At 52.5% G+C, this 19,383-nt stretch carries 16 protein-coding genes; 7 read left to right on the forward strand and 9 right to left on the reverse strand.

All coding sequences use genetic code 11. The features are described 5' to 3' along the window. Positions 1-76: 76 nt before the first annotated feature. The 3 genes from EDF82_RS24405 to typA form a co-directional block, all read right to left on the reverse strand. On the reverse strand, positions 77-1,054 hold the full coding sequence (locus tag EDF82_RS24405) for a sugar phosphate isomerase/epimerase (protein WP_123758052.1): 978 nt from the start codon (positions 1,052-1,054) through the stop codon (positions 77-79). 7 nt (positions 1,055-1,061) lie between these two features. Continuing rightward, positions 1,062-1,772, reverse strand: a complete 711-nt coding sequence (locus EDF82_RS24410; RefSeq protein WP_123758053.1) for a GntR family transcriptional regulator — start codon at positions 1,770-1,772, stop codon at positions 1,062-1,064. Between the two features lie 219 nt (positions 1,773-1,991). Continuing rightward, entirely contained in the window at positions 1,992-3,815 is a 1,824-nt protein-coding gene (gene typA / locus EDF82_RS24415; RefSeq protein ID WP_123758054.1) for a ribosome-dependent GTPase TypA, read from the reverse strand. Positions 3,816-4,194: 379 nt separating this feature from the next. Here typA and glnA point away from each other — a divergent pair, with 379 nt between their 5' ends. The 3 genes from glnA to glnG all read left to right on the forward strand — a co-directional run bounded on the left by glnA (position 4,195) and on the right by glnG (position 8,259). Further along, positions 4,195-5,604, forward strand: coding sequence for a glutamate--ammonia ligase (glnA, locus tag EDF82_RS24420; protein ID WP_123710481.1), 1,410 nt, complete (start codon positions 4,195-4,197; stop codon positions 5,602-5,604). A 187-nt stretch (positions 5,605-5,791) separates the two neighbouring features. After that, positions 5,792-6,841 (forward strand): nitrogen regulation protein NR(II), encoded by a 1,050-nt coding sequence (gene glnL, locus EDF82_RS24425; RefSeq protein ID WP_123758055.1) that lies wholly within the window; start codon positions 5,792-5,794, stop codon positions 6,839-6,841. 8 nt (positions 6,842-6,849) lie between these two features. Beyond that, positions 6,850-8,259 carry a nitrogen regulation protein NR(I) gene (glnG, locus tag EDF82_RS24430; RefSeq protein ID WP_123758056.1) on the forward strand — a complete coding sequence of 470 codons (1,410 nt, stop codon included), beginning with the start codon at positions 6,850-6,852 and terminating at the stop codon, positions 8,257-8,259. 43 nt (positions 8,260-8,302) lie between these two features. Here glnG and hemN read toward each other — a convergent pair whose 3' ends face one another. Both hemN and yihI read right to left on the reverse strand, forming a co-directional pair. Then, the gene (hemN, locus tag EDF82_RS24435) at positions 8,303-9,676 is read right to left on the reverse strand and encodes an oxygen-independent coproporphyrinogen III oxidase (protein ID WP_123758057.1); all 1,374 of its coding nucleotides are present in this window, start codon (positions 9,674-9,676) and stop codon (positions 8,303-8,305) included. Between the two features lie 188 nt (positions 9,677-9,864). After that, a complete protein-coding gene (gene yihI, locus EDF82_RS24445; RefSeq protein ID WP_123758059.1) occupies positions 9,865-10,371 on the reverse strand; it encodes a Der GTPase-activating protein YihI in 507 nt (168 codons plus the stop codon). A gap of 584 nt (positions 10,372-10,955) precedes the next feature. Here yihI and yihA point away from each other — a divergent pair. Continuing rightward, positions 10,956-11,588 carry a ribosome biogenesis GTP-binding protein YihA/YsxC gene (gene yihA / locus EDF82_RS24450; RefSeq protein ID WP_123758060.1) on the forward strand — a complete coding sequence of 211 codons (633 nt, stop codon included), beginning with the start codon at positions 10,956-10,958 and terminating at the stop codon, positions 11,586-11,588. A 347-nt stretch (positions 11,589-11,935) separates the two neighbouring features. Here the strand turns inward: yihA and polA are convergent, their stop codons facing one another. After that, complete coding sequence (gene polA / locus EDF82_RS24455; RefSeq protein WP_123758061.1) at positions 11,936-14,728, reverse strand: DNA polymerase I; 2,793 nt, start codon at positions 14,726-14,728, stop codon at positions 11,936-11,938. A 396-nt stretch (positions 14,729-15,124) separates the two neighbouring features. Between polA and EDF82_RS24465 the strand changes: the two genes are divergently transcribed. Beyond that, positions 15,125-16,033, forward strand: coding sequence for an acyltransferase (locus EDF82_RS24465; protein WP_123758062.1), 909 nt, complete (start codon positions 15,125-15,127; stop codon positions 16,031-16,033). A 42-nt stretch (positions 16,034-16,075) separates the two neighbouring features. Here EDF82_RS24465 and dsbA read toward each other — a convergent pair whose 3' ends face one another. From dsbA to EDF82_RS24480, 3 genes are all read right to left on the reverse strand, one after another. Further along, complete coding sequence (gene dsbA, locus EDF82_RS24470; protein ID WP_123758063.1) at positions 16,076-16,699, reverse strand: thiol:disulfide interchange protein DsbA; 624 nt, start codon at positions 16,697-16,699, stop codon at positions 16,076-16,078. A 27-nt stretch (positions 16,700-16,726) separates the two neighbouring features. Beyond that, a complete protein-coding gene (locus tag EDF82_RS24475) occupies positions 16,727-17,713 on the reverse strand; it encodes a serine/threonine protein kinase (protein WP_123758064.1) in 987 nt (328 codons plus the stop codon). 75 nt (positions 17,714-17,788) lie between these two features. Further along, complete coding sequence (locus tag EDF82_RS24480) at positions 17,789-18,058, reverse strand: YihD family protein (RefSeq protein WP_123758065.1); 270 nt, start codon at positions 18,056-18,058, stop codon at positions 17,789-17,791. 71 nt (positions 18,059-18,129) lie between these two features. On the opposite strand from EDF82_RS24480, the gene mobA reads away from it, so the two are divergent. Both mobA and mobB read left to right on the forward strand, forming a co-directional pair. Beyond that, on the forward strand, positions 18,130-18,711 hold the full coding sequence (gene mobA / locus EDF82_RS24485; protein ID WP_123758066.1) for a molybdenum cofactor guanylyltransferase MobA: 582 nt from the start codon (positions 18,130-18,132) through the stop codon (positions 18,709-18,711). Continuing rightward, positions 18,708-19,208: a molybdopterin-guanine dinucleotide biosynthesis protein MobB gene (mobB, locus tag EDF82_RS24490; RefSeq protein WP_123758067.1), complete on the forward strand. Its 501-nt coding sequence runs from the start codon at positions 18,708-18,710 to the stop codon at positions 19,206-19,208. The genes mobA and mobB overlap by 4 nt, the downstream gene beginning before the upstream one ends. The last annotated feature ends 175 nt before the right edge of the window (positions 19,209-19,383 follow it).

The following is a 19,383-nucleotide window of genomic DNA, read 5'->3' on the forward strand; positions in this document are numbered from 1 at the left end:
AAGTATGACGGGTATAGAACCCTGGCCACACTGGAGAGTGGCATAGTGAAAAAATTAAAATCAGATACTGAAATAATTAGCTAAGAAGGTGGCTGGCCTCACTTTTTATTTGCTGGAGGGTGGTTCGGACAAAATCTAACTGCCGAATAGCATCCGCTTTCTCTTTCACTAAGCGCGCTTCCAGCAGAGCGGCGTCAGGTAAAGGGGTTTCACTCATTTCGCGCCATGGGATCCACGGGTTGTCGCCTTCATCAGCAAAGCGGAATGCCGGGGCATAGTAGTCCACCTCTTCTTCCAGGCCATAAGCCATCACCTGAGGCTGCTCATCACCCAGACAAATCAGCCGGGTCAGCAGATCTTTGAACGGCATATCCCCTTGCCCGGAGCTACAGGCCTGATGTCCGAGGCCATTATCCTCATTGATAATTAAGGCATCTTTAATATGCACCTGAGTAATAAATGGTGACATCGTCTCGAGGGCAGTCAGCGGATGCTCGTTGGCGTTAATCATATTGGCAAAATCAAACAGCAGAGAAAGAGAAGGCATCTCGCTTTGTTCAACCAGCGCCACCAGCTCGTGACTTTTCAAATCTTCATGTTGTTCGAGCGTAAACGTCAGACCGCTGTCCTGATAACGTTCCTTAATATACTGAATATCAAGATTAATTTTTGGCAGAACGTCCTGCAAATGACCTTCATAACGAGGATAAAAGCGAACAGAGGTCGCGCCGGTTTTTAATGCGATACGGGTAGCATGGTCGATAGCCTGTTGATCCGAGGCGCTGGTTTCTATATGCACATCAAGCTGTAATTGTTTTGCTTTTTCCGCAAATACGGCAAGTTCGGTATCATTCATATTACCGAGAGAACGCGTTTCACCATCGAGAACATGAATTTTCACGCCTCGCAGATGATTCTCATGCGCAATATCTAATAAGTCACCAGGCAATATCCGTTCAAGGCGCATATTAAAATGGTATGCATAGGCGTGAAGATAAAGTGGAAGGTTATCTACACGAGCGAGGATTTTTTCTGCATCGTATTTCGTTAGCATAAGACACCTACAAGTTAATAAAGAGGTCGACTGCCTCAAACCGCCAATATTCAATATCGATCTGAATGATATTGCCATTACTGTCAGCCCGGTGTTTCTCAATAAGAATGGCAGGCATGCCCGAGGAGCCGCCAATAAATTTACCAATATCACCAGACATTCTGACCGGTTTAAACACCAGTTTTTTCGTTACGACGTCCTTTTGGTACTCATTTTTCCAGACCGAGGAGAAAGACTGATTATCAAGTTGTTCAATAAACCCTGGGGCGACATTGGGGTTAATAAACGTCTCATGATAAAACACTTTATGTCCTTCCAGGGCACCCCACCCGGTAATGAGATACAGCTCATCCGACGGCGTTGTTGCGAGAAGCGGCCGTGCGGCATCGGGATAGCTGGCGGTGCGACTTTTGGCAATAAACCCCCAGGAAGGCTCCCTGCCCTGTTCCAGCGCCGCACGCTGGAAGCTGGCCGATAGCTCCGGGCTGTAGTTAAAACGCGGCTGGGTGACAAACCATCCCTTGCGGTCTTTACGGAAAATCCGCGATTCCGCTTCCAGGTTTAAGAGCGCCTGACGCAGGGTCATACGCTTAATGCCCAGCAGTTCCCCGAGCTCTCTTTCAGAAGGAAGTTTACCGCCCGGAGCCGTGATCCCTTCCCTCAACCAGTGGTCTAATTTTTCTTTCGCATTTTCGACGGTTGATTGATTCATCGTTATTGTTTAGCCCATTTGGTTTAAACCAGATGATGAATCTTACTCTTACGCGCAAAAAAATAGCAATATCTACATTATTCTTTGGGGATAATTGTGACCGGCCTCTCCTCGCTAAAGGAGCGATTGTCCGTTGATGTGAGTGGTGACGGGGGATAGCAGGACTTCAGGGCAAAAAAAACCCCGCCGTAAGGGCGGGGTTCTGGCATCGACAAGAAGCGAAAATTAGTCTTCTTTCGAACCGCGCATTGCGCGTTTACGATCGTTCTCGGTCAGATGACGCTTACGAATACGTACAGAGGTCGGCGTCACTTCTACCAGTTCGTCGTCATCGATGAACTCCAGAGCCTGCTCCAGGGTCATTTTCTGCGCCGGAACCAGGGTGGTCGCTTCATCGGTACCTGACGCACGCATGTTGGTCAGTTTCTTACCGGTCAGGCAGTTTACTGTCAGGTCGTTAGAACGGCTGTGAATACCGATGATCTGGCCTTCATAGACTTCCGCACCGTGACCCAGGAACAGCTTACCGCGGTCCTGCAGGCTGAACAGTGCGAAGGCAACTGCTTTACCCTGACCGTTGGAGATCAGAACGCCGTTCTGGCGCTGGCCAACATCACCCGCACGAACATCATCGTAGTGGCTGAAGGTGGAGTACAGCAGACCAGTACCGGAGGTCATGGTCATGAACTCAGAACGGAAGCCGATCAGGCCACGGCTTGGGATCACGTAGTCGAGACGTACGCGGCCTTTGCCATCTGGATTCATGTTTTTCAGGTCGCCTTTACGCTCACCCAGAGCCTGCATGACAGAACCCTGATGCTGCTCTTCAACGTCCAGCGTTACGTTTTCGAACGGCTCTTGTTTACGGCCGTCGATTTCGCGGAAGATAACTTTCGGACGGGAAACCGCCATCTCGAAACCTTCACGACGCATGTTTTCGATCAGAACAGACAGGTGCAGCTCGCCACGACCAGAAACGCGGAATGCGTCAGCATCCGGAGTTTCTTCAACACGCAGCGCTACGTTGTGCACCAGCTCTTTGTTCAGGCGGTCAAGAATCTGACGAGAGGTAACGTACTTACCTTCTTTGCCACAGAACGGAGAGGTGTTAACGCAGAAGAACATGGAAACGGTCGGCTCATCAACTGACAGCGCCGGCAGCGCTTCAACATTCTGCGGATCGCAGATGGTGTCAGAGATGTTCAGCTCGCCCAGACCGGTGATCGCGATGATATCGCCAGCTTCAGCAACATCGCTCTCGATACGTTCCAGACCCAGGTGAGTCAGGACTTTACCGACTTTACCGTTACGGGTTTTGCCTTCGCTATCAACGATAGTGATCTGCTGGTTCGGCTTCACTTTACCGCGTTTGATGCGGCCGATGCCGATGACACCAACGTAGTTGTTGTAGTCCAGCTGGGAGATTTGCATCTGCAGCGGGCCATCCAGGTCTACGTTTGGTGCCGCAACACGATCGACGATGGTCTGATACAGCGGAGTCATATCGTCAGCCATATCTTCGTGATCCAGACCCGCGATACCGTTCAGCGCAGAAGCGTAAACGATCGGGAAGTCCAGCTGCTCATCAGTCGCATCAAGGTTAACGAACAGGTCAAATACCTGATCGACGACCCAGTCAGGGCGCGCGCCCGGACGGTCAACCTTGTTGATGACCACGATTGGCTTCAGACCATGAGCAAATGCCTTCTTGGTTACGAAGCGCGTCTGCGGCATCGGGCCATCCATTGCGTCAACGACCAGCAGCACGGAATCAACCATGGACATGACACGTTCAACTTCACCTCCGAAGTCGGCGTGCCCTGGGGTATCAACGATGTTGATACGATAGTCGTTCCATTTGATAGCGGTGTTTTTAGCGAGGATGGTAATCCCACGCTCTTTCTCCAAATCGTTGGAGTCCATCACTCGCTCTTGAGTTTCGGCACGAGCATCAAACGTACCGGATTGCTGCAGCAGCTTATCAACCAGGGTAGTTTTACCATGGTCAACGTGCGCGATGATGGCGATATTACGCAAATTTTCGATCACAACTTTGCCTCAGGCATTTAGAAATAGCGCGTTATTGTACACGGATTAATCGCAGTACAAAACAGGATCACAAACATCCTCCACAAACAAGTATTGCAGAGTTTCTTTGTGATCGCTTTCACGACGCGTTAAAAGGGTTTTTATAGGTGATTTGCACCAAATTGGTGCCCAATGTTCACACAATTGCACTATATTAGTGCAATGCATTCATAATGGTGCAGCCCTTTTGCACGATGGAGTGCATGATAACGCCTTTTGGGGGCAATTTAAAAGTTGGCACAGATTTCGCTTTATATTTTTTAAGGCAACAACGCCACTTTACGTAGCAAAAAAGTTTTCGTTACCACGACGACAATGACCAATCCGGGAGAGTTTAAGTATGTCCGCTGAACACGTTTTGACGATGCTGAACGAGCATGAAGTGAAGTTTGTCGATCTGCGCTTCACCGATACCAAAGGTAAAGAACAGCACGTCACAATTCCTTCTCATCAGGTGAATGCCGAATTCTTCGAAGAAGGCAAAATGTTTGATGGCTCCTCGATTGGTGGCTGGAAAGGTATTAACGAATCAGACATGGTTCTGATGCCGGATGCGACCACTGCGCTGATCGACCCGTTCTATGAAGAACCGACTCTGATCATTCGCTGCGACATCCTGGAACCAGGCACCCTGCAGGGCTATGACCGTGACCCGCGCTCCATCGCCAAACGTGCGGAAGAGTATCTGCGCTCTACCGGTCTGGCGGACACCGTACTGTTCGGGCCAGAACCAGAGTTCTTCCTGTTTGACGACATCCGTTTCGGCGCGTCCATCTCCGGCTCCCACGTTGCTATCGATGATATCGAAGGCGCATGGAACTCTTCCACCAAATACGAAGGTGGTAACAAAGGTCACCGTCCTGGCGTGAAAGGCGGTTACTTCCCGGTTCCGCCGGTAGACTCCTCACAGGATATCCGTTCTACCATGTGTATGATCATGGAAGAAATGGGCCTGGTTGTTGAAGCTCACCACCACGAAGTAGCGACCGCAGGTCAGAACGAAATCGCTACCCGCTTCAACACCATGACCAAAAAAGCGGACGAAATTCAGATTTACAAATATGTGGTACACAACGTTGCTCACCGCTTCGGCAAAACCGCAACCTTCATGCCAAAACCGATGTTTGGCGATAACGGTTCCGGTATGCACTGCCACATGTCTCTGTCCAAGAACGGCGTAAACCTGTTCTCTGGCGACAAATATGCTGGTCTGTCTGAGCAAGCGCTGTTCTACATCGGCGGTGTTATCAAACACGCTAAAGCGATCAACGCCCTGGCAAACCCGACCACCAACTCCTACAAGCGTCTGGTCCCGGGTTATGAAGCACCGGTTATGCTGGCTTACTCTGCCCGTAACCGTTCTGCCTCTATCCGTATTCCGGTAGTAACCTCTCCGAAAGCACGCCGCATTGAAGTGCGCTTCCCGGACCCGGCTGCTAACCCGTACCTGTGCTTCGCAGCGCTGCTGATGGCTGGTCTTGACGGTATCAAGAACAAAATCCATCCGGGCGAAGCCATGGACAAAAACCTGTACGATCTGCCGCCGGAAGAAGCGAAAGAGATCCCACAGGTTGCAGGCTCTCTGGAAGAAGCACTGAACGCGCTGGACGCGGACCGTGAGTTCCTGACTGCTGGCGGTGTATTCACCAATGACGCGATCGATGCTTACATCGCTCTGCGTATTGAAGAGAACGACCGTGTACGTATGACTCCGCACCCGGTTGAGTTCGAGCTGTACTACAGCGTCTAATTTTGCTGTAAATCCTGGGTATGCCATGTTGTGGCGTGGCATATCAAGGGTATTTTGTTGCCGTGGAAACTTTCAGCCCATCTCAGGATGGGCTTTTTTCTCCACCAACATGCTGATCTCATGCGCTTTTTATCCATAAAAAGCTATACTGCACTATAACAGTGCACTCATTTCAGGAGACTGTCAGATGGCAACAGGCACTCAGCCCGATGCTGGGCAGATCCTTAACTCTTTAATCAACAGTATTTTATTGGTCGATAACGACCTGGCGGTGCATTACGCGAACCCGGCAGCACAGCAGCTTCTGGCGCAAAGTTCTCGTAAGCTCTTCGGCACGCCACTCCCGGAACTGTTGAGCTATTTTTCCCTGAATATTGGCCTGATGCAGGAAAGCCTGCTCGCCGGTCAGGGGTTTACCGATAACGAAGTCACGCTGGTTATCGATAGTCGCTCCCATATCCTGTCTCTGACGGCACAGCGTCTGCCTGATGGCTTTATTCTGCTAGAGATGGCGCCGATGGATAATCAGCGTCGCCTGAGCCAGGAGCAGCTGCAGCACGCTCAGCAAATCGCCGCACGGGATTTGGTTCGCGGGCTGGCACATGAGATTAAAAATCCGTTAGGTGGCCTGCGAGGTGCCGCGCAATTGCTGAGTAAAGCATTGCCTGACCCGGCGCTGATGGAATACACCAACGTGATCATTGAACAGGCCGACCGCTTAAGAAATCTGGTCGATCGCCTGCTGGGGCCGCAACACCCGGGGATGCACGTCACTGAAAGCATCCACAAGGTCGCGGAGCGGGTCGTGAAGCTGGTCTCCATGGAGCTGCCGGATAACGTCAAACTTATCCGTGATTACGACCCTAGCCTGCCGGAACTGCCGCACGACCCCGACCAAATTGAACAGGTACTGCTGAATATCGTGCGCAATGCGCTGCAGGCTCTGGGGCCAGAAGGGGGCGAAATTACCTTGCGTACCCGTACCGCCTTCCAGCTGACCCTGCACGGTGTACGTTACCGCCTGACGGCGCGTATTGATGTCGAAGATAACGGTCCGGGCATCCCGCCCCAGCTGCAGGATACGCTGTTTTATCCGATGGTCAGCGGGCGCGAAGGCGGTACCGGCCTGGGGCTCTCCATTGCCCGCAGTCTTATCGATCAGCACTCCGGAAAAATTGAATTTACCAGCTGGCCGGGACATACCGAATTCTCGGTATACCTGCCGATTCGGAAATAGAGGTGTTTATGCAACGAGGGATAGCCTGGATCGTTGATGACGATAGCTCCATCCGTTGGGTGCTTGAACGCGCGCTAACCGGAGCAGGCTTAAGCTGTACAACATTTGAAAGTGGCAACGAGGTGCTTGACGCCCTTACCACCAAAACGCCGGACGTCCTGTTATCTGATATTCGGATGCCGGGAATGGACGGTCTGGCGCTTCTGAAGCAAATTAAACAGCGTCACCCGATGCTCCCGGTCATCATAATGACCGCGCATTCGGATCTCGACGCGGCGGTCAGCGCCTATCAGCAAGGCGCCTTTGATTACCTGCCAAAGCCGTTTGATATTGATGAAGCGGTCGCGCTGGTTGACCGGGCGATCAGCCACTATCAGGAGCAGCAGCAGCCGCGCAATATTACGATCACCAGCCCGACGGCCGATATCATCGGTGAAGCGCCGGCGATGCAGGACGTCTTCCGCATCATCGGGCGTCTGTCGCGTTCCTCAATCAGCGTGTTGATCAACGGCGAGTCCGGGACCGGTAAAGAGCTGGTTGCGCATGCGTTGCATCGTCACAGCCCGCGCTCAAAAGCACCGTTTATCGCGCTGAATATGGCGGCGATTCCAAAAGACCTGATCGAATCCGAACTCTTTGGTCACGAGAAAGGGGCTTTTACCGGCGCCAACACCGTGCGTCAGGGGCGTTTTGAGCAGGCCGACGGCGGGACGCTTTTCCTTGATGAAATCGGCGACATGCCGCTGGATGTGCAGACGCGCCTGTTGCGTGTTCTGGCCGATGGTCAGTTCTATCGCGTTGGTGGCTATGCGCCGGTGAAAGTGGATGTGCGCATTATTGCCGCCACCCACCAGAACCTTGAGCAGCGCGTACAGGAGGGAAAGTTCCGTGAGGACCTGTTCCACCGCCTGAACGTGATTCGCGTGCATCTCCCGCCGCTGCGCGAGCGTCGCGAGGATATTCCACGGCTGGCGCGGCATTTCCTGCAAATTGCCGCCCGGGAGCTGGGCGTCGAAGCCAAACAGCTGCATCCGGAAACGGAAACCGCGCTGACTCGTCTGGCCTGGCCCGGCAACGTGCGGCAGCTGGAGAACACCTGCCGGTGGCTGACGGTCATGGCCGCGGGTCAGGAGGTGCTGACTCAGGATCTCCCCAGCGAGCTGTTTGAAACGTCGATTCCGGATAGCCCGACCCATATGCAGCCGGATAGCTGGGCAACGCTGTTAGGGCAATGGGCCGACCGCGCGCTTCGCTCCGGTCATCAAAACCTGCTTTCAGAAGCACAGCCGGAAATGGAGCGCACGCTGCTGACCACCGCGCTGCGCCACACGCAAGGGCACAAGCAGGAAGCCGCTCGTCTGCTGGGATGGGGACGTAATACTCTGACACGCAAGCTGAAAGAGTTAGGCATGGAATAAAGGCCATCGGCCCCGGCAGACACCACGTCTGCCGGGGCCGCGTTTAAATCACCCGGGAGAACTGCTGCATCCGCGCTTTCTGGCGCAGATAGACATCAAAGCACATGCAAATGTTGCGAATCAGCAAGCGGCCTTTCGGCGTCACCTGAATCCCCTTCTCGCCAACATCCACCAGCCCGTCTTTTGCCAGCGGCGCCAGCAGGGCAAGATCTTCGGCGAAATAGTGCTGAAAATCGAGATCCCAGCTGGCTTCTATCGCCGAATAATCGAGGCTGAACTGGCAGATCAACGCTTTGATGACATCACGACGAATACCGTCATCGCGGGTCAGGGCGATGCCGCGCCAGAGTGCGTCTCCGCGTTCATCAACCTGTTGATAATAGAGCTTCAGCTCTTTTTGGTTCTGCGCGTAGGCGTCGCCAATCATGCTGATCGCCGATACCCCCAGACCCAGCAGGTCTGAATCCCCCTGGGTCGTGTAACCCTGGAAGTTGCGGTGCAATACGCCTTCACGCTGGGCCACCGCCAGCTCATCATCCGGACGCGCGAAGTGATCCATCCCGATAAACTGATAACCGGCCGCGGTGAGCGACACGATGGTCTCCTGCAGGATATCCAGCTTCTGCTCCGCGGAAGGCAGGTCGGCATCTTTGATTTTACGTTGGGCGGCGAACAGCGTCGGCAGATGCGCATAGTTAAAGACGCTCAGGCGATCGGGGTTAAGCTCGGCCACTTTTTGCAGCGTAAAGGCGAAGCTCTCCGGCGTCTGTTTTGGCAGGCCGTAAATCAGGTCGATATTGGTCGACGTAAAGCCAATCTCACGCGCATGATTGAGCAAGGCAAAAATAAAGGCTTCATCCTGCTCACGATTGACCAGACGCTGAACCTCTTTGTTAAAGTCCTGCACCCCCATGCTCAGGCGATTGAATCCTTCAGATCGGAGATGATCCAGGACATCCAGTTCAATTTCGCGCGGATCGACTTCAATCGAGATCTCCGCATCGGCGTTAAAATTGAAATGGCTGCGCAGCAGGTGCATCAAACGGCTGATTTGCGCTTTATTCAGGTAGGTAGGGGTACCACCACCCCAGTGCAACTGGTTCACCTGACGCCCGCTAAAAAGCGGCGCACGATGAATAATCTCCTGCTCCAGGACGTCGAGATACTGGTCGGCTTTATGCTGCTGGCGGGTCACAATTTTATTGCAGCCGCAGAAATAGCACAGCTTGTGGCAAAACGGGATATGTACATACAGCGAAAGCGGGCGCTGCGGGTAGCGGGCCACCGCCTCGCCAAATTCAGCCGCGCCAAATTCAGGAGAAAACTCCAGTGCGGTGGGATACGAGGTATAACGCGGCCCGGAATAGTTATATTTCTGGATCAGGGCCAGATCCCAGTCGATTAACTGCTCAGACATGCTCACTCCTTCCGATGGTGCCGCCGACGGGTACGCCGCCCCGGCCCAACCATATCTCGGGTAATGAGCCGGTTGCGCAGCCATTTCTGACGCCGCGACAACCGTCGTAGTTTAGCGAATAACCACAGCAGATAACATATAACCAGAAGGGTTATAAGCAGGACCGGGAATCCGACTGAGTGCAAACGTTAGTTTCCACCCTTCAGCAAGCGCATCATATCTTCCTGACGCTCTTCTTCTTCTTCATCTTCGTCATCGTCGTAGGACAGGCCAAGCTGTTGCATCAGCTCATCAATACGATCGAGTTTGGCATCAACCCAGGTCTGCTCTTCAGCATTCAGGGAACCACCCTCTTCCAGACGTTCCAGCAGCGCGTCCAGGCGCTCATCATTTTCCAGCAAATCCAGCTCAGCCTGCGGTGAAAGCATAGGTTTCTCGCTCTTCGGTTTGTGCTGCTTAGTAGCCGGGGTACTTTCAGTGACGCCCAGCGGAATCGGTTTTTTACTTCCAATACGTGGATCTTGCTGTTGGCCCTGTTTTTTGCCAGATGAGGCGGTATCGCCGCCGGTTGCGCGACTCCCTGCGACGTGGCCACGATGTTTTTTCTGGCGCTTGCGGTCGCGGGCTTCCTGGTTCATTTCTTCACGGGTCTTGCGCTGCGTTTTGCCGCGGGGTGCAGATGTCGGTTTTTTCATGTCAGTAATCTTCAGATTCGTTTTCTTCAGTATAGAATTGAGGCGGAATCTAGCAGAAAGCAAGCAAAGAAAAAAGGCGACAGATTACACTGTCGCCTTTTTCCTCACTGACAACCCTTAACGGGTTTCCACTTTCCTTGTTAGCTAACGACACACCCTGTCTTTCCTTTAGCTAATAACAGTCCTTGTTACATCCCTTTCCTTATCAAAACGTCTCCAGACGTTTGTCATCCTGACGGTAATCCCTGGTCTTCGCCTCCTGGCGCTCCTGACAACTCATCCTGAGTGCATGTCCTGTCGGCTTCCTCGCCCTTGCCTGCTACTTTACCGTCTCAGGCAAATCCTACAACCACTGCTGATGAAAAAACGACAATTTCAGATTTATACACTTTCACAACAGCATGATTCTGAAAGATTTTGTGATGAACACACGAAAAATCTTCATCAATAACCCCTACACAGAATGGGCAATGTCTCACAAAGCGCATGGTTTTACTGACATCAGAGAGATGCGGTAAAAACGGTCTTTTTCTGCTGTTCAGGTATAATCCCCACCATAGCCTTATTTAACGGAGACGACAGTCTTGACCAACTGGAACTATCAACAAACGCATTTTGTCACCAGCGCACCCGATATCCGCCATCTTCCATCTGATACCGGTATCGAAGTTGCCTTTGCTGGTCGCTCAAATGCCGGCAAATCCAGCGCACTGAATACGCTCACTAACCAGAAAAGCCTGGCGCGTACTTCCAAGACGCCTGGCCGCACCCAGCTTATCAACCTGTTTGAAGTTGCTGAGGGCAAACGCCTGGTCGACCTTCCGGGGTACGGCTACGCGCAGGTGCCGGAAGAGATGAAGATCAAATGGCAGCGCGCGCTGGGTGAATACCTGGAGAAGCGTCTGTGCCTGAAAGGTCTGGTGGTGCTGATGGACATCCGTCATCCGCTGAAGGATCTCGATCAGCAAATGATTGAATGGGCAGTGGAAAGCGATATTCAGGTGCTGGTACTGCTGACAAAAGCCGATAAGCTCGCCAGCGGTGCACGTAAAGCTCAGGTGAATATGGTGCGTGAAGCGGTTCTCGCCTTTAATGGTGACGTGCAGGTGGAACCGTTCTCTTCGCTGAAGAAATCAGGCGTGGATAAACTGCGGCAGAAGCTCGATAGCTGGTTTAACGAAATCCCACCGCAGGAAGCGATCGAAGACGGCGAGTAATTCCTGCCTTTCCCCGGATAGCGGTGTCTGACACCTTATCCGGGCTGCATTTCCCGCCCGGGTAACACGCCAGAAATTTTCTTTCGCGCAATAAAAAACGCCCCGGTCATAAATGACCGGGGCGGCTAAAATATTCAGCCAAATCCGATTACGTGAAGTAAAAGGTCTGAAAGATAGAACATCTTACCTCTGTACCCTACGTCATTAACTCTACTCTTCTTTCGATGAGTGAGAAAGCACTTTTTGTAGTTTTTTTTCACTCTTTACATAGCAAATTCAAATGATCATCACAAAATACGATAAGTTATGTTGCTTACTTACAGAAAATCACCTTATCCGCTGAATACTTAGTGCGCTTGATCCCAGTTTTCACCGCTCCCCACTTCCACCAGCAACGGTACCGCCAGCGTGGTGCAGTTTTCCATCAGTTCATGGACCTTTTTCGCCACTACAGCAAGATCGTCTTTATGCACTTCAAAGACTAATTCATCGTGGACCTGCATGATCATCCGCACCCGCGGTTGCTCAGTCAGCAGCCACTCATCGACAGCGATCATGGCGCGCTTAATGATATCGGCAGCCGTTCCCTGCATCGGGGCATTGATCGCCGCACGTTCCGCTCCGGCCCGGCGGGCGCCATTGCTGGATTTGATGTCCGGAAGGTAAAGACGGCGGCCATCCAGAGTCTCAACATAACCCTGCTCTTTCGCCTGGGCGCGGGTGCGCTCCATGTAATCCAGCACGCCCGGATAACGTTCGAAGTAGAGGTCCATGTACTTTTGAGCCTCTTTACGCGGGATGTTGAGCTGGCGGGCGAGGCCAAATGCGCTCATGCCGTAGATCAAACCGAAGTTAATCGCCTTGGCGCTACGACGCTGCTCGCTGCTCACGCTGTCGAGCGGCAGGCCGAACACTTCTGCCGCCGTCGCCCGGTGGATATCTTTTCCTTCAGCGAAGGCCGTCAGCAGGCCTTTATCGCGCGACAGATGCGCCATAATGCGCAGCTCGATTTGCGAGTAGTCGGCAGAGACAATGAGGTAATCAGACGGCGCAATAAACGCCTGACGGATACGGCGCCCTTCCTCGTTACGTACCGGAATGTTCTGCAGGTTAGGATCGGTGGAAGATAAACGCCCGGTGGCGGTCACCGCCTGGTGATAAGAGGTATGCACACGCCCGGTCTTCGGGTTAATCATCAGCGGCAGCTTGTCGGTATAGGTCGACTTCAGCTTCGCCAGCCCACGGTATTCCAGAATAACCTTCGGCAGCGGGTAATCCAGCGCCAGCTCTTCCAGCACCTCTTCCGACGTCGAAGGTGCGCCACCCGGGGTTTTCTTCAGCGGCTTAATACCTTGTTTTTCAAACAAGATAGTTTGTAGCTGCTTAGGAGAAGAGAGGTTGAACTCTTCACCGGCGATCTCGTAGGCTTTTTGTTCCAGCTCGATCAGACGTTTGCCGATCTCCTGCGAGTGGGCATGCAGGACCGCCGGATCGATTTTAACGCCGTTACGCTCCACGCGGGACAACACCGGGACCAGCGGCATCTCAATCTGTTTAAAGATGTTCAGCGGCCCTTCATGCTGCTGCAGTTTCGGCCACATCTTCAGGTGCAGCTGCAAGGTCACGTCAGCATCTTCCGCCGCGTAGCGCCCCGCTTCTTCCAGTGCAATCTGGTTGAAGGTCAGCTGATTTTTACCTTTACCCGCAATTTCTTCAAAGGTAATGGTTTTGTGCTTCAGCCAGCGATCGGCGAGGCTGTCCATATCATGGCGACCGGCCACGCTATCAAGGATGTAAGACTCCAGCATGGTGTCAAACGCGATACCGCGCAGCTCGATGTCATAGTTCGCCAGAATCCCGCGGTCATATTTCAGGTTTTGCCCGACCTTCTGTAGTTTTTCATCTTCCAGCAGCGGTTTCAGCAGCTCCAGCACGCGCTCGCGGGGGATCTGATCCGGCGCATCCAGATAGTCGTGGGCTACCGGCACATAGGCCGCCAGGCCCGGTTCAATAGCAAATGACAAGCCAACCATATTGGCAGAGATGTTATCCAGACTGTCCGTTTCCGTATCAAACGCAAACAGCGGGGCTTTCTTCAGCTTTGCGATCCACTCGGTCAGCGTCTGTTCATCCAGGATGGTGACGTAGTTGTCTGCGGACAGGGTCGATGCAACCTCAACCTCTTCTTCGGCCACGGCAGCCGGCTCAGCGTCTGCTGGTTTCGCCGAGGACTTCACGCCCTTGGTCGCCATCCATTTACCGGATTCAACATCGGTGATCCAGCGCTTAAATTCATATTTTTTGAACAGCGCCAGCAGCTCGTCCGCAGCCGGCGGCAGCACGTGCAGCTCTTCACAGCCCAGATCCAGCGCAACGTCGGTTTTAATGGTGGCCAGCTTATACGAGAGATAAGCCAGATCTTTGTTTTGCTCCAGCTTCGCCGCCATGGTTTTGGCGCCGCGGAAGGTCAGCCCGGCAATTTTATCTGGCTCAGCGTACAGCGTATCCAGCCCGCCCAGACCCTGCAGCAATGCCTGTGCCGTTTTCTCGCCCACGCCCGGAACGCCCGGAATGTTATCCGAGGAGTCGCCCATCAGCGCCAGGAAGTCGATAATCAGCTCAGGGGGAACGCCATATTTGGCCACGACTTCATCCGGACCAAGGATCGTATTGGTCATGGTGTTAATCAGGGTGATCCCCGGCGTCACCAGCTGCGCCATATCTTTATCACCGGTGCTGATCAGCACCGGACGGCCCACTTTTTCCGCTTCGCGCGCCAGCGTCCCGATCACATCGTCAGCCTCAACGCCAGGCACCGCCATCAAAGGCAGTCCCATCGCTTTTACCATAGTATGCAATGGTTCGATCTGCGCCCGCAGATCGTCCGGCATCGGCGGGCGGTGGGATTTGTAATCCTCAAACAGTTCATCACGGAAGGTTTTGCCTTTAGCATCAAAGACCACTACCGCATGGCTCGGCTGATACTGCAGGATCAGGCTGCGCAGCATATTGAGCACGCCATACATGGCGCCAGTCGGCTCTCCGGCGCTGTTGGTCAGCGGCGGGAAAGCGTGATATGCCCGGTAGAGATAAGAGGAGCCGTCGACGAGGATGAGAGGGTTTTCTGGGATCTGAACCATAATTTCCGTGCCTGTTTATCAGATTATCGGTAAAGGATGCCACAGACAGGCCTGAAAACCTGAATTATTCCCGCATTTCACCGAAAAGATTCGTTGATCCGGTCGATCGTGCGCCGATGATATCTGTGGATAACTTTGTGCATAGTTTTATAAGGATAGCTATCCAGCCTGAACAAAAATAGTGAAATAGACAAATATCACTTATTTATCAATAAATTAGTTATTACCTTTTGCGCTTAATATCATTCTGATGACTCAATGTTCCATGTGGATATAAGATCCGCCTTTTTTTCTGTTCTGGTAAGACCCGTCATTTGCCGCGTTTTCTGGTAAAATCAGCCTCTTGCACCATTTAATGGTGCTCTTTATCAGCCTAACTTTCTGAATAAACTAACTATGTCGAGATTACTCGCTGCGATAACGCTTCCGCTGAGTATCGCCCTTACTATCTTAGTCACAATTATCTGTTCCGTACCGATAATCATCGCCGGGCTGATTAAACTTCTTATACCTCTTCCCGTGGTATGGCGTGCGGTATCCCATTTTTGTAATTTCATGATGTACTGCTGGTGTGAAGGGTTAGCGCTGCTGCTTTACCTCAACCCCTGGCTGAAGTGGGATGTACAGGGCCTTGAAGGGCTGAACAAGAAAAACTGGTATCTGCTTATCAGCAATCATCATAGCTGGGCGGATATCGTGGTGCTTTGCGTGTTGTTCCGCAAACACATACCAATGAATAAGTACTTTCTAAAGCAACAGCTGGCCTGGGTGCCTTTTATCGGGCTGGCCTGCTGGGCGCTGGATATGCCCTATATGCGGCGGTACTCACGTGGCTATTTGATCCGCCATCCGGAGCGTCGCGGTAAAGATGTTGAAACGACTCGCCGCTCCTGCGAGAAATTCCGTTCACACCCGACGACCATCGTGAATTTTGTCGAGGGATCGCGTTTTACCGAAGAGAAGCAGCATCAGACCCGCTCGCCTTACCGCAACTTATTGCCGCCGAAGGCCGCAGGCATCGCGATGGCGCTGAACGTGCTCGGATCTCAGTTCGATAAGCTGTTAAACGTCACATTATGCTACCCGGAAAACAGCAAGAGACCGTTTTACGACATGCTGAGCGGTCGGCTGACGCGGATAGTGGTGCGCGTTAATTTAATTCCCGTGGCAGAGGAACTGCACGGTGACTATGTGAATGACAAGAACTTCAAACGTCGTTTTCAGCGTTGGTTGAATGTGCTGTGGGAAGAGAAAGATCGGCAGCTGACGGAAATCATGCAGCAGAAAGACAGAAACGTTCGTTAAGGTTGAAAACAAAAACGCCGGTCATTGACCGGCGTTATTTTTTTACTTCTTCTCAACCAGTTGCTTAACGGTATCAGCATATTGGGCGACAAAGGCGTCCATATTGCTGGTATCCATCCCCTGCGGGTTCAGCTGGTATTTGCCGTTGACGTACATCGCCGGCACACCCTGCAACTGCAGGTCGGCAGCCGCTTTTTCCTGCTGAGCAACCAGGGATTTCACCACGAAGCTGTTCCATGCCGCATCGTAGTCTTCACCTTTCACACCAGCATCAACGAAGACTTTGCGAATATCGGCAACGGTCTGCACGGTCTGGGTTTTCTGTACCGCTTCGAACATCGGTACCGTTACCTTATCTTCAACGCCCAGCGCCATCGCCACAGCCCACGCCTGAGTTAAGTCTTTACCCAGCGGTCCGAGGAACTCAACGTGATATTTGGTCATTTTGACGCCTTCCGGCAGCTTTTTCTTCACGTTGTCAGAGACGTGCAGCACTTCTTCAAACTGATAGCAGTGCGGGCAGTAGAACGAGAAGAATTCGAGCACCTGAGGCTCACCGGCTACGGGCTTATCAAGGGTGATGTATTGCTTACCGTCGGTGATCTGGGCAGCGGATGCGCTGAAAGCCAGAATCATACCAGCCAGCGCCAGCCAAATTTTTTTCATGCTTACGTTTCTCCTGAAAATATCAAATTAATACATCGGCGTTAACTGAAGAGGGGGTTCTTGCAGAACCTTCACCTGCTCAAGAAAAGTTGCTGTCTGCCCGCGCCAGTAATCTTCCCCGGTTAGCCATGGGAAATTAATAGGGAAAGCAGGATCGTCCCACCGCCTGAGTAACCATGCCAGATAATAGACTAACCGCATGGCACGTAAAGGTTCGATAAGGGCAATTTCGTCCGAATTAAATGGACTGAATTCTTCATAAGCTTCGATGATCATCTCCAGCTGCATTCTCTGCTCGGCTTTATCACCGTTGAGCAGCATCCAGAGATCCTGAATTGCCGGCCCGCTGCGGGCATCATCTAAATCAACAAACAGTGGACCATCGCGCCAGAGGATGTTGCCGGCATGGCAATCGCCGTGCAGGCGCAGGACTTCCGCATTGCCGTGCCAGTGTGCCATTACGGCCGCAATAAGCTTGTCGGCAGCATGAAGAAAACTCTGCTTCAGGCCTGCGGGGATCAGCGTTGAGTGTTCAAATACCTCGCGCGGAGCAAGTAAATACTCATCCACGCCGATTTCCGGACGCGCGATAAATTTCTGCTTGCGCCCGGTCTGGTGCAAGCGCCCCAGATAGCGGCCGACAGACTCCATTTGGTCAAGGTTATCTGACTCAAACTGGCGCCCGCCTAAGCTTGGGAATACCGCAAAGTAGAAGCCCTGGTGTTGATGAAGCGTATTGTCGTTAAACAGTAGGGGCGCAGCGACGGGGACATCATCCTGCTTAAGCTGGAGGGTAAACTGGTGCTCTTCGATGATCTGTGCGGCAGACCAACGTTCAGGACGATAGAACTTCACCACATAGCGATGGCGGTCTTCGTCCTGAAACTGGTAAACGCGGTTTTCATAGCTGTTAAGCGGGGTGAGCCCGGAGTCCACCCGCATCCCCAGATCGAACAGGCCATCGATGATGGTATCCGGGTTAAGCGTCTGAAAATTGAAAGCCTTATCGTGCATCCTGACATCCGATAATCGTACGAATAGTTCAGGATATCATCTCATCAGCCGTTTCGTGGCAGCACTTACAACCTTTTACTCTTTAATCACGCCACGTGCGCGCAGTAAGGCCGTTTTGAAATCCTCTTCATAATCTTTCTGAATACCTGGGATCACCGCCTCTTTTGCCGAATCACGCATTTTCAGATGATAAATCAGAATATCGTCGGAAAGATCGGTCAGTTCGCCGTCATAACCGGCTTCTGTCGCCAGTTTCTGCAAGAATTGCATCAGGTTCAGTTCTGGTTCTTTCTGCCAGGCTGGCTGGAGGAGTTCAATTACTTCATTCAGGCGTTTACATTTCATGGTCATGCTCCTTACTCTTGATGAGGACACGTTAACAGGGTCAATCCCACAAAGAAAGAGGCGATATTGATATGCAAGGCGAGGTCATAACCGGCGTGGTGTTAGCGGGCGGAAGAGCCACGCGCATGGAGGGGGTGGATAAGGGCTTGCAGTTGCTCAACGGCAAACCTCTATGGCGCCATGTTGCAGAAGCGCTTGCCCCTCAGGTGACAAACCTGGCCATCAGCGCCAACCGTCATCTCGATCGCTGGCACGCAAGCGGGTTCCCGGTTTATACCGACAATCTTTCCGGCTTCCCTGGCCCGCTGGCCGGAATGCTCTCCGTGATGCAGCAGACGGATAGCGAATGGTATCTCTTTTGTCCTTGCGATACGCCGTTTATACCTTCATTTTTGGTCGAGCGCTTTATACAGCACAAGGGTACCGCTCCGGTCCTCTGGGTGCATGATGGAGAACGCGATCATCCGGCGATAGCCCTGATGCATCGCCGCCTGATTGGCGAACTTGCTGCGTATCTTACCGCCGGCGAGCGACGGGTGATGGTGTTCATGCGCCAGAGCGGCGGACACCACGTTGATTTTAGCGATGTCAGATCGGCGTTTATTAACGTGAATACGCTTACCGATCTGCAGAACATGCAGGAGCCATCATGATCCCGGTTCTCGCCATTTCCGCCTGGAGCGGTACGGGTAAAACCACGTTATTAAAGAAGCTGATCCCTGCATTGTGTGCTGAAGGCCTGCGGCCGGGTTTAATTAAGCATACCCATCACAATATGGATGTCGATAAACCGGGTAAGGACAGCTACGAGCTACGTAAAGCGGGGGCCGCCCAAACGATTGTGGCCAGCTCAGAACGTTGGGCGCTGATGACCGAAACCCCGGATCAGCCAGAACTGGATTTACACTGGCTGGTCAGCAGGATGGATGCATCGACACTGGATGTGGTGCTGGTAGAAGGGTTTAAGCATGAACCGGTAGCGAAGATCCTGCTTTTTCGGCAAAACAGCGGACATGATGCAGCCGATCTTGTTGTGGATGAACATGTCATCGCGATAGCCAGTGATACGCAGATTGCGACTACGCTTCCGCAATTAGATTTGAACGATATTCCACAGATCGTGGCATTTATTCAGCGGTGGCTAGCATAAACGCAAAAAGCCCATCCGTCAGGATGGGCTTCTGAGCTGTCTGATGGCCCGGAAACACCTTTCCCGGCTAAATCGCAGACAAAAACAAAAGGCCCAGTCTTTCGACTGAGCCCTTTGCTTTATTTGATGCCTGGCAGTTCCCTACTCTCACATGGGGAGACCCCACACTACCATC

Origin of the sequence: Klebsiella sp. BIGb0399, assembly GCF_003752615.1 — a bacterium.
GTDB classification, from domain to species: Bacteria; Pseudomonadota; Gammaproteobacteria; order Enterobacterales; family Enterobacteriaceae; genus Klebsiella; species Klebsiella lignicola.

What these genes read in the sequence shown, in the direction of transcription:
- EDF82_RS24405 (WP_123758052.1), bottom strand. Translation starts at nt 1,054, where the DNA reads ATGCTAACGAAATACGATGCAGAAAAAATCCTCGCTCGTGTAGATAAC.
- glnA (WP_123710481.1), top strand. Translation starts at nt 4,195, where the DNA reads ATGTCCGCTGAACACGTTTTGACGATGCTGAACGAGCATGAAGTGAAG.
- glnL (WP_123758055.1), top strand. Translation starts at nt 5,792, where the DNA reads ATGGCAACAGGCACTCAGCCCGATGCTGGGCAGATCCTTAACTCTTTA.
- glnG (WP_123758056.1), top strand. Translation starts at nt 6,850, where the DNA reads ATGCAACGAGGGATAGCCTGGATCGTTGATGACGATAGCTCCATCCGT.
- hemN (WP_123758057.1), bottom strand. Translation starts at nt 9,676, where the DNA reads ATGTCTGAGCAGTTAATCGACTGGGATCTGGCCCTGATCCAGAAATAT.
- yihI (WP_123758059.1), bottom strand. Translation starts at nt 10,371, where the DNA reads ATGAAAAAACCGACATCTGCACCCCGCGGCAAAACGCAGCGCAAGACC.
- polA (WP_123758061.1), bottom strand. Translation starts at nt 14,728, where the DNA reads ATGGTTCAGATCCCAGAAAACCCTCTCATCCTCGTCGACGGCTCCTCT.
- EDF82_RS24465 (WP_123758062.1), top strand. Translation starts at nt 15,125, where the DNA reads ATGTCGAGATTACTCGCTGCGATAACGCTTCCGCTGAGTATCGCCCTT.
- dsbA (WP_123758063.1), bottom strand. Translation starts at nt 16,699, where the DNA reads ATGAAAAAAATTTGGCTGGCGCTGGCTGGTATGATTCTGGCTTTCAGC.
- EDF82_RS24475 (WP_123758064.1), bottom strand. Translation starts at nt 17,713, where the DNA reads ATGCACGATAAGGCTTTCAATTTTCAGACGCTTAACCCGGATACCATC.
- EDF82_RS24480 (WP_123758065.1), bottom strand. Translation starts at nt 18,058, where the DNA reads ATGAAATGTAAACGCCTGAATGAAGTAATTGAACTCCTCCAGCCAGCC.
- mobA (WP_123758066.1), top strand. Translation starts at nt 18,130, where the DNA reads ATGCAAGGCGAGGTCATAACCGGCGTGGTGTTAGCGGGCGGAAGAGCC.
- mobB (WP_123758067.1), top strand. Translation starts at nt 18,708, where the DNA reads ATGATCCCGGTTCTCGCCATTTCCGCCTGGAGCGGTACGGGTAAAACC.